The sequence below is a fragment of the Nocardia shimofusensis NBRC 100134 genome (assembly GCF_001613125.1).
In the GTDB taxonomy this organism is placed as follows: Bacteria; Actinomycetota; Actinomycetes; order Mycobacteriales; family Mycobacteriaceae; genus Nocardia; species Nocardia shimofusensis.
On record NZ_BDBT01000022.1, the window covers coordinates 12,039 to 27,407 of the forward strand.

Consider the following 15,369-nt stretch of genomic DNA (forward strand, 5'->3'; position numbering starts at 1 on the left):
CGGGGGCGCGGCGGTGACCTCCGTCGCCCCCGCGTCACCGCGGCGTGGACCGCTGGTATGGTTTCTGTCGTGCAGCGCGCGTATTTCTGGTTTAGCAAGCCGGCCCCGGGTGGGTCGGTCTGCGGCAACCACCTGCGCTGACTATCCCACCCCGAGCCGGATGATGGACCGGCTCTACGGTGTTCATGATTTCCGTGGGTCGGCCTGGAGAAAAGGAAACGACCACGATGACCACAGCGGTAGACGTCGACGCACGCCATGCCGACCTCGATCACCAGCGCACCCTCGCGGTGAGCCCGTTGCGCTCGCCCGCCGAGGTGCGCATGGTCCACCGGATCACCGATGCCCACGCCGATACCGTGCGCGCGGGCCGCAAGGCCACCGTCGAGGTGCTCGATGGTGGTGACGATCGCCTGATGGTGATCGTCGGGCCGTGCTCGGTGCACGATCCCGCCGCCGCCCTGGACTACGCGCGCCGCCTGGCCGCCAAGGCCGACGAACTGGGCGAGGATCTGCACATCGTGATGCGGGTCTACTTCGAGAAGCCGCGCACCAGCCTGGGCTGGAAGGGGCTGATCAACGATCCGCACCTGGACGGCTCCTTCGACGTCAACACCGGCCTGGGCATCGGCCGCAAGCTGCTGGTCGACATCACCGCGCTCGGGCTGCCGGTGGCGTGCGAGTTCCTCGACCCGATCACCCCGCAGTACATCGCCGATCTGGTCTCCTACGGCGCGATCGGCGCGCGTACCGCGGCCAGCCAGGTGCACAGGCAGCTCAGCAGCGCGCTGTCCATGCCGGTCGGCATCAAGAACGGCACCGACGGTGATGTGCAGGTCGCGGTCGACGGTGTGCGCGCGGCCGCGGCCAGCCATGTGTTCCCCGGCACCGACCTCGACGGGCGCGCCGCGCTGATCCGCACCTCCGGCAACCCGGACTGCCACGTGATCCTGCGCGGCGGCAGCAACGGCACCAACTACGACTCGGCCTCCGTCGCCGACGCATGCCTGCGACTGGAGAAGGCGTCGCTGCCGCGGCGGGTCGTGGTGGACGCCAGCCACGGCAACAGCAACAAGGACCACAACAAGCAGGTCGACGTCGTCGCCGACCTCGCGGGCCGCATCGCCGCCGGCGAGCGCGAGGTTGTCGGTCTGATGTTGGAGAGCTTCCTGGTGGCGGGTCGTCAGGACCTCACCCTCGGGCATTCCGGCGAGCTCGCCTACGGCCAGTCGATCACCGATGCCTGCATCGACTGGGACACCACGGCACGGCAGCTGGACCTGCTGGCGGACGCGGTCCGGCGTCGGCGCGGGCTCTGATTCCGCCCGAAGTTTCGCGCATCCCCTGATACCGCCCTGTCCCGTCACCCGCGCGTGGGTTGTCGCGCGGGAAACGGGGCCAGGCGTTGTCTCGCCTGCCCCACTCTGAAACGCCTGTGGTACTTGACCTGGCCTTTTGTTTCGATACGGTTGTGCGGCATTCGCAAGAGATCGCTCCACTCGGCGCGCGATCCCGGGGGCCCCGACGGCTTGTTCGGTATTGGGTCCTGGTCGTGCGCTGCTCCTGAAATTCCGTCATTTCGAGAATTCCTTCGGAGAGTGAGGACAAGCGTGAATCTGCATGTCGTATCGGTTCGCTCAGCGAGCCACCGTGGTCGCCGAGGCGGCACCCGTCGTGGGTTCGGCGGCGTGGTCACCCTGGCGGCTTCGGCGCTGCTGCTGTTCGTGACGGCCCTCGCCGCCGCGATGGTCGGGCCGGGCGCGGGTCCGGCGGCCGCCATCGGCGAGAAGACCCTGTTCGTCGCCGAGAGCACCGCGGGCACGGTGGTGGCCGTCTCCGAGGACGGTGCTGTCGACCCCCTGGTCACCGGCCTGAGCTCCCCCTTCGACGTCGTGGTCGACGGCGATACTCTCTACATCTCCGAGTCCGGCGCGGGCCGGATCGTCACGGCGCCGACCAGCGGTGGAACGGCCACACCGCTGGTCATTCCCGGTCTGTCCGCGCCGAGCTACATCGCGATCTCCGGGGACACCCTGTTCATCGTCGACTCCGGCACCGTGTACGCGGTGCCGAAGGTCGGGGGCACGCCGGAGGTGCTGCTGGAAGACCTGGGCAACGCCGGCGGCATCGCGGTGTACAACGGCCAGGTGTACGTCACCATCAATTCCATGACGGGCAGTGTCGTCTCGGTGCCGGTCACCGGCGGCACGCCGACCACCGTCGTGAGCGGCTTGACCAACCCGCTGGCCATCGCGGCCGACAACGGCACCCTGTACATCACCAGCTCCGTCGGTCCGGTCTGGTCCGTGCCGGTCACGGGCGGCACGCCGACCGAGCTGGCCGAGCTGAACGTGGGTCTGGGCATCGCGGTCGACGGCGACACGCTCTACCTCACCGAGGACCAGAGCGGCACCGTGTACTCGCTGCCGGTCACCGGTGGAACGCTCACCGAGATCGCCACCGGCCTGAGCTCGCCCGCCGGTATCGACGTGGGTGTGGGTGGCTGCACGGGGTCGGTCTGCCTCGGCGGCAGCGCCTTCTGATCGAGTCGGGGAGCGCGCCACTCGAGCGGTGAGTGACGCTGTCCGAAGTGCATGAACGAGCCGGGCCCCGAATGTCACCGGTCGGGGTCCGGCTCGATGCGTGGCCGCTGCCCGGCCGAGGATCGCGACGACATCCGGCACGCTCGCCCGGCGTTCAGGCGCGGACGGCGCGGACCGCGAGCAGATCGCCGTGCGTCGTCACGGTGGTCGCGAAGCCGCTCTCGGCGAGCCGCCGGGTGAGCTCGCTCGCCTCGGGCTTCGGCCCGGATGACGCGGCGTCGTAGCCGTAGCAGAGGAAGAGTGCGCCGTCGGGGGCGAGCAGTTCGCGCACCACCGTCAGTTCGGCGGTCGGTCGCTTCTTCGTCCAGAAGGCGTTGACGTTGACCGCGAGGATCTTGTCGAACCCGGCCGGAGCGTCGAAATCGGCGCGTACGCGGTCGGGGTCGAGCCGCCCGAAGTCCTTCTGCCACAGGGTGATGCGCCCGGAATCGAGGTGCCGGGCATTGCGTCGCGCCGCGCGGTCGATCGCGGTGGCCGAGCGGTCGACGGCGAGTACGCGTCCGCGGGGGAGTTCTCGCGCGAGGTATTCGAGCGATGTGCCCGAGCCGGGCCCGATCTCGAGGACGAGGTCGGCGGGTCGCATGTCCATGACCTCGACGATCCACCGGAATCGTGCATCGCCCACCATCGCCTCCCACGAGTCGTGCTGTTCGGATGAGCACAGCATCTCAAATGAGCACAGCATCGCTGCCGCATCGCGAGCGGGGAAGAGAAACACCGGATCGGGCCGTGATCGACCCGATCCGGTGCGCGCGTCACGGGTAGGTCGAGCCGGTGAAGAAATCGCCGGTCGAGGAACCGAGGCCGGCGTCGGGGGTGGACGAACCCAGCCCCGCGTCGCCGGTGGAGGATCCGGTGAAGAAGTCGCCGGTACCCGCGATCAGATCGTGGGCCACGTCGCGGATCGCGCCCAGTACCGTTCCGGCCACCTCCGACGCGGCCGGATGCAGCAACAGGTCGAGATAGGCGCCCATGTGCGCCCCCTTTCATGCACCGCCGCCGGAACGGCGGTAGTGGTGTGAGGTGGAACACGAGGAGGCTAGCCGTCGCTCGGATAACACACAAGCATGCAGGTAGAGGCGCGAAAACAAATGTGAAATATAGCCTTTCGCTATCTGTTCGCAACTTTGGCGATCGCTCGGCTACTCTGCGAGCTATGCCTGCACGTCCTGCCACCGTCGAACGCCTGCGCCCGTTCGGCGCCACGATCTTCGCCGAGATGACCGAGCTCGCCATCGCGCACGACGCGGTGAATCTCGGGCAGGGCTTTCCCGATTCCGACGGTCCCGCGGGCATGTTGGAGGTCGCGCGCCGGGCCATCGCCGAGGGACTCAACCAGTACCCGCCGGGGCGAGGAATGCCGGTGTTGCGCCAGGCGATCGCCGACGATCGGCTGCGTCGTTACGGCACCGGGTACGACCCCGACACCGAGATCCTGGTGACCGTCGGCGCGACCGAGGCGATCAGCGCGACTCTGCTCGGTCTGGTCGAACCGGGTCAGGAGGTCGTGCTCATCGAGCCCTACTACGACTCCTATGCCGCCGCCGTGGCCTTGGCGGGCGCGCACCGCCGCACGGCCCGGCTCGTCGCCGACGGCGACCGGTTCGTTCTCGACCGGGACAGCCTGCGCGCCGCCGTCACCCCGGCCACCCGGGTGATCATGGTGAACTCGCCGCACAATCCGACCGGCGCGGTCCTGTCTCGCGAGGATCTGACCGCGATCGCCGAGATCGCCTGCGAGCGCGATCTTCTCGTGGTCGCCGACGAGGTGTACGAGCACCTGGTCTACGACGGCGCCGAGCACATCAGCGTGTCGACGCTGCCCGGCATGGCCGAGCGGACCGTGGTGATCTCGAGTGCCGCCAAGACCTTCAGCGTGACCGGCTGGAAGATCGGCTGGGTGTGCGCGCCCGCCTACCTCCTCGACGCGGTGCTCGCGGCCAAGCAGTTCCTGACCTTCGTCGGCGGCGGCCCGTTCCAGCCCGCCGTCGCCCATGCGCTGAACGAGGAACTCGACTGGGTGGCACGGCTGCGGGATTCGCTGTCGGACCGGCGTATCCGGCTCTCCGCCGCGCTGACCGAGAGCGGGTTCGGCGTGCAGGCCAGTGACGGCGGTTACTTCGTCTGCGCCGACGTCGCCCCGCTCGGGGAAACCGACGGGCAGGCCTTCTGCCGCGCGCTGCCCGCCACCCTCGGGGTCGCGGCGGTACCGGTCAGCGTGTTCGCCGACAACAAGGCACCCTGGAACAGCCTCGTTCGCTTCACCTTCTGCAAGCGTGACGAGACCCTGGACGAGGGCGTCCGGCGGCTACGCGGGAATCGCCCATGAACCCTGACACACCCTGTCACGTCTGCCTGCGACGATCGCCTCATGACGACGACGCAGTACTACACCGCCACCACTCTCGACGGCTTCCTCGCCGACGAGGACAACTCGCTGAGCTGGCTCTTCGCCGTGGACGACGGCGGTCGCGCGGCCCAGGAGATCGACGCTTTCACCGCGAACGTGGGCGCCATGTGTATGGGCGCGACCACCTACGAATGGCTCCTGGCCAACGAGCCCCCGCAGACCTGGTCCGACAACTACGGCGACCTGCCCTGCTGGATCTTCACCCACCGCGATCTGCCCGTCATTCCCGGCGCGAACCTGCGTTTCGTCTCCGGTGACGTCACCGCCGTGCACAAAGAGATGGCCGAGGCCGCGGGTGAGGGCACTATCTGGGTGATGGGCGGGGGAGATCTCGCCGGACAGTTCGCCGACGCGGGCCTGCTCGACGAGGTGATCGTGTCCGTCGCCCCGGTCACCCTCGGCTCGGGCGCGCCCCTGCTGCCCCGCCGCATCCTCTCCGACCGCCTGCACCTGACCGCCGCGTCCACCATGGGCCAATTCGCCGTGCTCACCTACCGATTGAGCGCCCCGGCCTGAGCGCGGCGGATCGAGGAGCTATCCCGGGGTGCGGCTCGCGGCCGGTTCGCGCGTCGAGGTGATCGCGGCGCGCAACAGTTCCAGGGTGCGGTCGGCGATCGTGGTGGCACGTTCGGCCGAGACGATCCCGTCGATGTAGGTGAAGTTCCAGAACAGCTTGCCGTGGCTGGTGTTGACGGTGCCGACGTAGTAGCCGCTCATCGAGATGCCGGCGATGAACTGCGCGCCCGAGAGCGTCCACTCCCCGGCCCGGGTGGGGAAGTCGTAGCGGCCGATATTGGACAGGCAGATGTTGCCGGGCCCGCGTCGTTCGGCGGTCTTCATCGCGCCCGCGCTGTCGGCCGGCGTTTTCGGGGTGATCGCGGCGAGCATGGCGACGAGGGCGAAGTGTTGCCCGGCCGACGTCCGTTCGCGCAGATCACGATTGGTCTGCGCGGCGGCCGACCAGATGTCGGGTTCGGGGGCGTAGCGCACGACGGTGGGCAGGGTGCAGACGTAGGCGCCTGCTTCGTCGGGGCGCACGGGCGGTTCGAGCTCGCCACGGAAGTCGACGGGGGAGCCGATGGTGAGCTTGCCTGCCCCGCCCTCGCCGATCTCCTCGCCGATGGCCTGCGCGAGCGCCCCGCACAGTGCGCCGTGCACGGAGACGCCCGCGGCGCGGCAAGTTTCGACCAGGCGCTCGACCTCGGGTGTGTCGAGTTCCCTGCGCAGCAGGCGGGTTCGGCGTTGCGTCGGCTCCACCTGGGCCTGTGCGGGCAGTCGGCGGGGGCGGGCGGCGAGCATGCGTACTTGCCCGGCCAGCGCGGTGCACACCGCTCGCGCCACGCCGAGCGTGCCCTGGTAGCGGCTGGGGAACCGGGTCTCGGGCGCGTCGACGGTGTGCAGCGGCTCCACGACCACGGGCGCGCCCTGCTGGGCGGTGGCGGCGTACTCGACCAGATCCCGCAGCATCGACAGGGCGGAGGTGCCGTCGGCGACGATATGGGATACCACGAGGACGACATCGTGGGAATTGCCGTGCGCTACACGCAGAACGCGCGCCAGGGGCGCGCCGGGCGCCGACGAGCGGGCCAGTTCGACGGTGTCGACCTCCTCGGCCCAGGTCTCGGCGGCGCCGGTGATCGAGCGCACCGGCAGCGCCGCGTCGGTGGGCTCGAAACCCGGTCCGGACTTCCCGTTCTCCACCACCGTGACCCGAAGCAGCGGATGGCGTTTCGCCAGCGCGTCCGCCCCGGCGCGCAGTGACGATTCGTCCAGCGCACCGTCGACCCGGACCCGGGCGATCACATCGAGCGGCGAGATCTGGTCCAGGATCCAGTACCACCGCTCCATCGGGCTCAGCGCCCGCCGCACGGCGGTCACCGATTCGATCCGGTCGTGGCGCCGGGCAGCGGGGTGATGGCGAAGCGCATGGGATCGGCGTTGATCTTCCTGACCATCGGCATCGGCAGATGACGCAGCACGGCGTCGCGCGCCAGGCAGGCCAGGGGGTTCGACCACTGCTCGGTCCGGCTCAGCCGCCGCGACCCCGACACCAGCTCCTTCGTCCTCGGTATCCGTGCCCGTTCGTAATCGCGCAGACCGGCCACCAGGTCCCCGTCGCCGAGCAGTCGCTCGCCCAGGTGCTGCGCCAGCACATAGGCGTCCTCGACGGAGGCTCCCGCGCCCTGGCTGAGGCTGGTCAGCATCGGGTGCGCGGCGTCGCCGAGCAGGGTCACCGGTCCTTCGCCCCAGTGCGCGGAGAACGGGCGATCCTGCGCGGGCACGGAGACGATCGTCTCTTCCGGCGTGGCCTCGACGGCCGCGCGCAGTTCCGGAGCCCAGCCGTCGAAAGCGGTCAGGATCGCCGCCTTTCCGCCGTTCCAGTTCCTGGCGTGCTCGGCGGGCATGTTCTTGGTCCCCCACCAGTAGGCGCGGCCGCCGCCGATGTCGATGAGGCCGAAACGCTGTCCGCGACCCCAGTAGTGGCCGCACCAACCGGGCGTCATGCGTTCGTGCGCGAAATCGACCACCGCCAGCCAGCACACGTAACCGTGCTCGGTGACCGGCTGCTCGCCGTGCAGGGCGGCGCGGATCGTGGAACGGATGCCGTCGGCGCCGATCAGCACATCGGCTTCGGCGGTGCGGCCGTCGGCGAAAGCGACCTCGACCCCGCCGCCGGGCAGCACGCGGTATCCGGTGGCGCGCGCGCCGTACTGCACGGCGGCGGCCGAGGCCCCGCGCAGGGTGTCGATCAGCTCGTTGCGGTGGATGCTGACGATCGGCGCGCCGAGTTCCTCGGTGATCTGCGCGAACGGCAGCGCCCGCAGCGGACCGCCGCTCGGCGTGAGCAGTTCGAATGCGCGCACCGGCTGCCCCACGGCGGTGATGTCCACGCCGAGCGCGGTCAGCACGGCGGTGGCATTGGCGGCGATGCCCAGCCCGGTGCCGGTGCGTCGCTGCTCAGGTGAGGCTTCGTAGACCGTCACGTCGATGCCGACGCGCTCGAGCGCGACCGCGGTGGTGAGTCCGCCGATGCCCGCGCCGAGCACCATCGCCTTGGTTCTGCTCATGTCGGTCGCTACCGCCTTCCGGTCGTCGCGGATTCCGCAGTGTGGAGAGTGGCGGCCAGGGTGGCCGCCACCGTCTCGACATTGGGTTCGATCATCATGCTGAGGTGGTCACCGGGGATGGTGACGATGGACAGTTCGCCGCGGACGTGGTCGGCCCACCCGTTGGATTCGCTGTCGAACATCGTTCCGGCGATCTGGTGGGCCATGTCCACGCCGGGCGGCAGCCCGTCGGTCGCGCGCATCAGGGTGACGTCGGCGTCGATCGGCTCGAGGCGGTAGTCCTGCACCGCGGCCACATTCGCGGCGAAGATGTCGTAGAGCCGCCGGATCGCCCGCGAGGAACCGCCCGCGGGCAGGATTCCCGCCGCGACGGATTCGGTCAGCATGGCATCGAAGAGTTCGTCGGTGCCGGTGATCGACTCGTCGAATTCGAACTCCGCCGCCTGCGCGTCCCGCGCGTACCAGAGCAGTTCCAGGAAGAACCACTTCATCAGCGCCGGTTCGGGCAGTCGCGGGCGGTGCCCCTCGCGCAGGGCGATGGTGTCGAGCAGGGTGACGCTCGCGAGGTCGGTCCTGGGCAGTTGCCCGGCCAGTTCCAGTGCGACGTACCCGCCGAACGACCAGCCGGCCACATGGCACGGCCCTTCCGGATGCACCCGGCGGATCGCCGCGAGATAGGACTGCGCGAGCTCCCGCATCGAGCGCAACGGCACGCTGCCGACATCGGCGCCCGCGGCCTGCAGTCCGTAGACCGGGCGGTCGCCGGGCAGGTGCCGGATCAGCGGGATGTAGCAGAGCACATTGCCGCCGATCGGGTGGATCAGGAACAGCGGGGTGCCGGAGCCGCCGGTGCGCAGCGGCACGATCGGGTCGAATCCGCGTCTGCTGCTGTCGTTTCGGACGATGGCGGCCAGCGCGGCCGCGGTGGGTGCCCGCAGGAAGGTGTCCAGGGCGATGTCGGCGTCCCAGCGCTTGTTCAGCGCCAGCACGACGCGCATCGCGCCGACCGAGGTACCGCCCAGGTCGAAGAAGCTCTGGTCGACGCCGATGTGCCGCACGCCCGCGTATTCGGCCATGACCTCGGCGATGGCCGCCTCGATCTCGTCGCGCGGCGCGAGCGATTCCTCCGGTTCGGGTGCGGTGTCGAGAGGCAGTTCGCGCAGGCGCGCGTCGTCGCGTTTGCCGCTGGGGGTGCGCGGCAGGTCGTCGAGCCAGACGAACCGGGCCGGAACCATGTGCGCGGGCAGCAGGATGCGCAAGTGCTCGGCCAGAGCCGTCGTCTCGGTGGCGAGTTCGTCGCCGACCAGGAACGCGGTCAGCGCGGCGTCGGTGCCGCCGAAGCGGCGGGCCACCACGGCGACCTCCTTGATACCGCCGTGCCGGGCGGCCCAGTCGCCGATGCGCAGCTCCACTTCCGCGGGCTCCACCCGGAATCCGCGGATCTTGACCTGGGTGTCGGCGCGGCCCCGGCAGATCAGTTCGCCCGACGGCAGCCGCACCCCGAGATCGCCGGTGCGGTAGACGATCCGGCCGCCGGGCCCGGCGGGGACGAAGCGCTGCGCGGTGAGCCCGCCGCGCCCCTCGTAGCCGTGGGCCGGCGTGTCGCCGCCTAGGTAGATCTCGCCCTCCACACCAGCGGGTACCGGACGCAGCCGGTGGTCGAGGACGTGGGCCTGCGCGCCGTCGATCGGGTGGCCGATCGGCGGCAGGTCCGGCCAGGTCCGCGGGTCGCCGGTCATCGTGTGGGCCACGGCCACATGGGTTTCGGTGGGCCCGTATTGGTTCTCCAGCACGATGCCGGGAACAGCCGCGAGGAACTGGCGGATCTCCGGCGTCAGCCGCAACTGCTCGCCCGAGGAGACCAGCACTTTCAGACCGACCGGGTAGCGCCCGGTCGTGACCGCCGTCTCGGAGAACGCCTGCAAGGCCACGAACGGCAGGTACATGCGCTCGATGCGCTCGTCGACGACGGTGTCGAGCAGGGCGCGCATATCGGCGCGGTGCTCGGCGTCGGCCGGCCGCAGCGTCGCCCCGGCCGTCAGCGTCGCGAAGATCTCCTGGAACGACACGTCGAAGCTCAGCGGCGCGTACTGCAGGGTGCTGCCGATGCCACGGCCGGTGACGGCGCGGTTCTGCCAGCCGACCAGGTTGGCCAGGCTGCGATGGGGCATGACCACGCCCTTCGGCTCCCCGGTGGACCCCGAGGTGAACAGCACATAGGCGGCGGCGGATTCGGCGACCACCGGCGCGATCCCCAGCGGTTCGATCCCGGGATCGGTGAGTTCGGCGGCGTCGAGCACCAGGTCCGGATCGGTCACGATGCCCGCGTAGCGGGCGTCGGCGAGCACCCGGGCCGGCGCGGCTCGTTCGATCATCATGCGCAACCGCTGTTCGGGGTAGCCGACGTCGAGCGGGACGCAGACCGCGCCGACCTTGGCGAGGGCGACCACGGTGGCGATGAGTTCGGGGCGGCGGTCCATGAGCACCGCGACCCGCGCCTGATACGGCAGCCCGAGAGCGAGCAGTGCCGCGGCGATGCGGTCGACCCGCTCGCCGAACTCGTCGTAGGTCCACACGCCCGAGGCGTCACGCACCGCGATCTGCTCCGGCTTGCGCGCGGCCTGTTCGGCGATCAGCTGCGCGAGGCCGCCGGTGCGAATCCGGTCCGCGCCCAGATCGATCGGCGCCTCCTCGTCCTCGATCAGACAGGTCAGCACGCGTACACAGGTGGTGACGAGGGCATCGCACTGGTCGACGGTGAGCGTGTGATCGCCGTCGGCGCGGACCAGGATGCGGCCGGTGCGCGGGTCGGTGGCGACGGTGAGCAGGGCCGCGAAATCGGTCTCCTCGAAGACCTCGACATCGCGCAACCGCACGCCGTCGACCGCCGCGAGGACGTCGAAGGTGTGGTAGTTGACGAAATTGAACGCGGTGTCGAAGATCGTCGTCCCACGGGCGCGTCCGTTGCCCGCGGCGGCGAGATCGCCGAGCATCGAGCGCAGCGGGTAGCGGCGGTGCGGGTGGCTCTCGCGTTCGCGGCGCGCGATCTGCTCGATCGCCCCTGACCAGGTCCGCGCCCGGTCGTCCAGACGCATGGGGACGGTGTTGAGGAAAAGTCCGGCGACCGCCTCGGCGTCGGCGCGACCGGGCCTGCCGTGGCCGATGACGCCGGTGGTGATGTCGTCTGCGCCGGTCAGCGCGCGCAGGGCCAGGCAGTGCGCGGTCAGGAACAGCGTCTTGAGGCCGATCTCGCGCTTCGCGGCGAAGCGCTCCACGGCGGTCTGCAATCCGCGCGGCAGCAGGTGCGTGACACGCGACCGGACCGGTGCGGTGTCACCGGGCATGTGCGGGCGCAGCGCGGGCAGGGCGGTCGGGGTCGCCCCGGCCAGGAACTCCTGCCAGTAGCGGGAGTGCGCCGGGTCGGCGTCGGCACGCTGCTCGGCCCTGGCGTACTCGGCCAGGATGTGCGCGGCGTCGGCGGGGCGGATCGGGGCGGGTAACGGCGATCCGCAGCGGCGCAGGTAGTCCTGGACGAGGCTGCGGATGACGGTGGCCACGCTCCAGCCGTCGAGGATCGCGTGGTGGAAGCTGAACACCAGGTCGATGCCCTCGGCGTCGGCGAACACCCGGATCTCGTAGAGCGGCTCGGCGGTCCGGCCGAGGGGGTAGGCGGCGTGCCTGCGCTGCTCGATGTAGTCGCCGATCTCGGCGGGTGCGGCACCGGTGACCACCGACCACCGGGCGGGCAGATCGCGGTGCACGATCTGCAGCGGCACCGAGAACCCGGTCAGGTCGAACGAGGAGCGCAACGCCGGTTGCGTGGCGACCACGGCATCCACCGCCGCGCCGAATTCCTCGGCACGCCAGCTCAAATCGAGCCGGTAGCGGAAGACGTCCTTGTAGAGGGTGGACTCGGCGCTCTCCGCGGCGTGGAACAGCATGCCCAGCTGTAGCGCGGTCACCGGGAAGGCGTCCTCGGCGGTGTGCAGGGCGGCGCGGTCGACCAGCGGGACGAGTTCGAACGCGCTCCGCACGCCGGGTTCGTGATCCGGCGTGGCGGTCACGTGGGTGGCGAGCTCGGCGATCGTGGGGCGGGTGAACAGCACGTCCACGTCCAGATACAGCCCGCGCCGCTCGACGGCGGTGCGCAGGGCCAGCGCGAGGATGGAATCGCCGCCGTGGGTGAAGAAGTTGTCGTGGACACCCAGCCGTGTGCCCAGCACCTGCTCGACGGCCTCGACCAGGGTCCGCTCCACCTCGGTTCGTGGTGCGTCGTCGCGGTCGGCGGTGCTCGTCTCGGCGGCGAGAGCGGCCAGGGCGCGGCGGTCGGCTTTGCCGTTGGAGGTCAACGGTATCGACGCGACCTCGACGAACCGGCTCGGCACCATGTAGGCCGGCAGCCGGTCGGCCAGGCGCGCGGCCACCGTGTCGGTGTCCGCCCCACCCGTCTCGTCGGCGGCGAAGAAGCCGACCAGAGTGGTGCCGTGGCGCGGTGCGGGCAGGTCGATCACCGCGGCGGCGCCGACACCGGGGAGGCCGAGCAGGGTGTTCTCGACCTCGCCGAGGGTGACCCGGTTGCCGCGGATCTTCACCTGGTCGTCGCGGCGGCCCAGATATTCCAGGGAGCCGTCGGCCAGCCTGCGCACGATGTCGCCGGTCCGGTAGCGGCGTCCGCCCGGCATGCGGTCGTCGGCGACGAAGGCCGCCTCGGTGAGCTCGGGGCGGCCGAGATAGCCGCGGGCCAGGCCGATTCCGGCGATGCCGAGCTCACCGGGCATGCCGGGCGGCACCCGGCGGCCGTGCTCGTCCAGGACGCTGAGCGCGATGTTCTGGATCGGCCACCCGATCGGCACCCGGGACACCTCCGCTTCGCCGACGGGCAGGTCGAAGGAGGACACATCGACGGTGGCCTCGGTGGGGCCGTAGAGATTCACCAGCTGCGGCGGGTTCTCGGTGCGGGCGAACGCGCGGGCGAAGCGGTTCACCAGCTCGGCGGGCAGCGCCTCGCCGCTGCAGAAGACCCGGCGCAACGAGCCGATCCGCCGCAGCGTTTCCGGGGCCGCCTCCAGTTCGGTGAGGAACGGGCCGAGCATGGAGGGCACGAAATGCATGACGGTGACGCCGTGGCGCTCGATCGCCTCGACGATCGTGCGCGGATCACGTTCGCCGCCCGGGGCGAGCAGGGCCACCCGTGCCCCGGTGATCGCCCACCACATCAGTTCCCACACCGAGACGTCGAAGGTGGCGGGCGTCTTCTGCAGGATCACGTCGGTGCGGTCCAGGGGATAGGCGCGCTGCATCCAGTCGAGCCGGTTGACGACCGCGCGGTGCTCCACCATCACGCCCTTGGGGCGGCCGGTCGACCCGGAGGTGAAGATGACGTAGGCCAGTCCGTCGGCGGCAGGCGCTGTGCCGGAGGTCGATTCGGCCTCGGCCGGTGGTGCCGCGAGTGCAGCGATCGGAATGCGGATCATGTCCGGCCCGAGCGCTTCGGCGGGCAGGTCGAGATCGGTGACGACGAAGCGCGCGCCGCTCTCGGCGAGAATGGTGGCGATGCGCTCGGCGGGGTGCTTCGGGTCGATCGGAACGTAGGCCCCGGCGGCGGACAGCACGCCGTAGATCGCGGCGAGCAGTTCGTGCGAGCGGGGCGCGATCACCGGGACCGGCTCCTCGGCGCGCACACCGGCGCGACGCAGGGCCGAGGCGACGGAATCGGCGGCGGCGGACAGCTCGGCGTAGGTGAGCGAGCCCTGCTCGCCGACGACGGCCACCGCGCCCGGATCCGAATCCACCTGTCCGGCGAAGAGATCCGCGATCGTCGTCTCGGGAATCGACACGACGGGACCGCATTCCACCTCGGCCAGCGCGGCGCTCTCGGCGTCGGACAGCCACGGCAGTTCGGAGATCCTGAGGTGTGGTTCGGCCAGTGCGGCACGCACCAACCGCCCGACCCGGCGCAGCGCGTCCGGCAACGGGAAGTCGGCGTCGAAGACGTCCTGGGATTCGAAGACGTGCAGGTCGACGGTGCCGTCGCGCTCGCTCTCGACCGCGACGATATTGATCGCGTCGGCCACCGTGCCCGCGCCGAAGACCTTCGAGCGCTCCATCAGCCGTTCGAGGTGGTCCGAGGACGGCATCCGGTTGTAGGAATAGGTCACGTCGAACAGGGTGGGCAGCGCGGCGTGACGTTCGGCCAGGCCGCGGGCGATGTCGCCATAGGCGAAGCGCTGGCGCTTCTTGAGGTGCCGGACCGAATCGGCCACCCGCGCGCCGAGTTCGCCCAGGGTCGGGTTCCCGGCGAGGGAGACCCGCAGCGGAATCATGTTGGCGAAGTGGCCCGCGGTGAACATCTCGGCCGGTTCCCGGTTGAGCATCGGCACGCCGAGCACGACCTCGTCGGTGCGGTGCACGCCCGCCAGGAACACGCTGATCGCGGCCGCGGTGAAGGAGAAGATGGAGACGCCGGTCTCGCGCAGCCCGGCCACGAGGCCGGGATCCAGTCGCAGCGTGGTCGATCCGCGGCGCACGGTGTCGAGAGTGGCCGTGCGGGGGCACAGTGCCGGTTCGACGCCGTCGAGGTAGTCGAGGAACCAGTCGCGGTCGGCGACCCATGCCTCGGAGTCGCGATAGGCGCTCGCGCGCTCGATGAACGCGCGATAGGACGGCATCGCGTACTCGGCCGACACGCCGGTGGGAGTGGCGCTTTCGTACTCGGCGATGATCTGGCCGAGCATCAGGTTCACCGCCCAGGCGTCACCGGCGACGTGATGCTTGTTGGCGTAGAGATAGAACGAGTCCGGACTGTCGACGAGGACGGCCATGCGCACCAGGGGCCCGTCGGCAGGCATCGCTCTCCGGTTGGCCTCGGCCATCCAGTCCTGGCACGCGCGATGCGGATCCGGCTCGCCGAGGAAGTCGAACACCTCCAGTGGCGGAACGATATTGCTGAAGAATTGCCGCAGCTCGCCGTCGGCGGTGATGATGCGGGTGCGCAGCGCGTCGTTGCGGCGCACCGCCAGCTCGGCGCAGCGCCGGATCCGGTCGGCGTCGAGTGCCCCGTCGATGTGCGACCAGCCCGACATCTGGGTCAGGGGAAGCGACGGATTGCGCGCCGCGACGGCCATGATGTCGCGCTGGTAAGCGGTGAGCGGCCAGTGTTCGCCGGGTAGCGGTCCATCGATTTCGACACGGTCGCTCATCAGCAGTCCCCCTTCGGTCCGGCGCCGCGCGCGCCGACCCCGGCATTGATCGAATTGCTTGTCGTGGAATGAGTTCGATGAATTGCCGA

Annotated in this window: 9 protein-coding genes; 4 read left to right on the forward strand and 5 right to left on the reverse strand. The window is 70.3% G+C overall.

The genetic code is table 11. The features are described 5' to 3' along the window. Positions 1-227: 227 nt before the first annotated feature. Together NS3_RS19960 and NS3_RS19965 are read left to right on the forward strand one after the other, a co-directional pair. Entirely contained in the window at positions 228-1,319 is a 1,092-nt protein-coding gene (locus NS3_RS19960) for a 3-deoxy-7-phosphoheptulonate synthase (protein ID WP_067862013.1), read from the forward strand. 369 nt (positions 1,320-1,688) lie between these two features. Then, positions 1,689-2,543, forward strand: a complete 855-nt coding sequence (locus NS3_RS19965) for an NHL repeat-containing protein (RefSeq protein ID WP_067862015.1) — start codon at positions 1,689-1,691, stop codon at positions 2,541-2,543. Positions 2,544-2,697: 154 nt separating this feature from the next. On the opposite strand, the gene NS3_RS19970 is transcribed toward NS3_RS19965, so the two are convergent. Then, positions 2,698-3,231, reverse strand: coding sequence for an SAM-dependent methyltransferase (locus tag NS3_RS19970; RefSeq protein WP_067862017.1), 534 nt, complete (start codon positions 3,229-3,231; stop codon positions 2,698-2,700). A gap of 127 nt (positions 3,232-3,358) precedes the next feature. Further along, a complete protein-coding gene (locus NS3_RS19975; RefSeq protein WP_067862019.1) occupies positions 3,359-3,577 on the reverse strand; it encodes a hypothetical protein in 219 nt (72 codons plus the stop codon). A gap of 182 nt (positions 3,578-3,759) precedes the next feature. Here NS3_RS19975 and NS3_RS19980 point away from each other — a divergent pair, with 182 nt between their 5' ends. Further along, entirely contained in the window at positions 3,760-4,932 is a 1,173-nt protein-coding gene (locus tag NS3_RS19980) for a pyridoxal phosphate-dependent aminotransferase (protein WP_067862021.1), read from the forward strand. A gap of 42 nt (positions 4,933-4,974) precedes the next feature. Beyond that, positions 4,975-5,529: a dihydrofolate reductase family protein gene (locus NS3_RS19985; RefSeq protein ID WP_067862023.1), complete on the forward strand. Its 555-nt coding sequence runs from the start codon at positions 4,975-4,977 to the stop codon at positions 5,527-5,529. Between the two features lie 18 nt (positions 5,530-5,547). Here the strand turns inward: NS3_RS19985 and NS3_RS29205 are convergent, their stop codons facing one another. Genes NS3_RS29205 through NS3_RS20000 form a run of 3 tightly spaced genes read right to left on the reverse strand, consistent with a single transcriptional unit; the run spans position 5,548 to position 15,280 of the window. Further along, positions 5,548-6,891 (reverse strand): phthiocerol/phthiodiolone dimycocerosyl transferase family protein, encoded by a 1,344-nt coding sequence (locus NS3_RS29205; protein WP_067862026.1) that lies wholly within the window; start codon positions 6,889-6,891, stop codon positions 5,548-5,550. Beyond that, the gene (locus tag NS3_RS19995; RefSeq protein ID WP_067862028.1) at positions 6,888-8,081 is read right to left on the reverse strand and encodes an FAD-dependent oxidoreductase; all 1,194 of its coding nucleotides are present in this window, start codon (positions 8,079-8,081) and stop codon (positions 6,888-6,890) included. Before NS3_RS19995 ends, NS3_RS29205 begins: the two co-directional genes overlap by 4 nt. Positions 8,082-8,089: 8 nt before the next feature. Further along, the gene (locus NS3_RS20000) at positions 8,090-15,280 is read right to left on the reverse strand and encodes a non-ribosomal peptide synthetase (protein ID WP_067862087.1); all 7,191 of its coding nucleotides are present in this window, start codon (positions 15,278-15,280) and stop codon (positions 8,090-8,092) included. Between the last annotated feature and the right edge of the window lie 89 nt (positions 15,281-15,369).

Coding starts and splice junctions, on each gene's coding strand:
- NS3_RS19970 (WP_067862017.1), bottom strand. CDS start 3,231: ATGGTGGGCGATGCACGATTCCGGTGGATCGTCGAGGTCATGGACATG.
- NS3_RS19960 (WP_067862013.1), top strand. CDS start 228: ATGACCACAGCGGTAGACGTCGACGCACGCCATGCCGACCTCGATCAC.
- NS3_RS19980 (WP_067862021.1), top strand. CDS start 3,760: ATGCCTGCACGTCCTGCCACCGTCGAACGCCTGCGCCCGTTCGGCGCC.
- NS3_RS19975 (WP_067862019.1), bottom strand. CDS start 3,577: ATGGGCGCCTATCTCGACCTGTTGCTGCATCCGGCCGCGTCGGAGGTG.
- NS3_RS19995 (WP_067862028.1), bottom strand. CDS start 8,081: ATGAGCAGAACCAAGGCGATGGTGCTCGGCGCGGGCATCGGCGGACTC.
- NS3_RS19985 (WP_067862023.1), top strand. CDS start 4,975: ATGACGACGACGCAGTACTACACCGCCACCACTCTCGACGGCTTCCTC.
- NS3_RS20000 (WP_067862087.1), bottom strand. CDS start 15,280: ATGAGCGACCGTGTCGAAATCGATGGACCGCTACCCGGCGAACACTGG.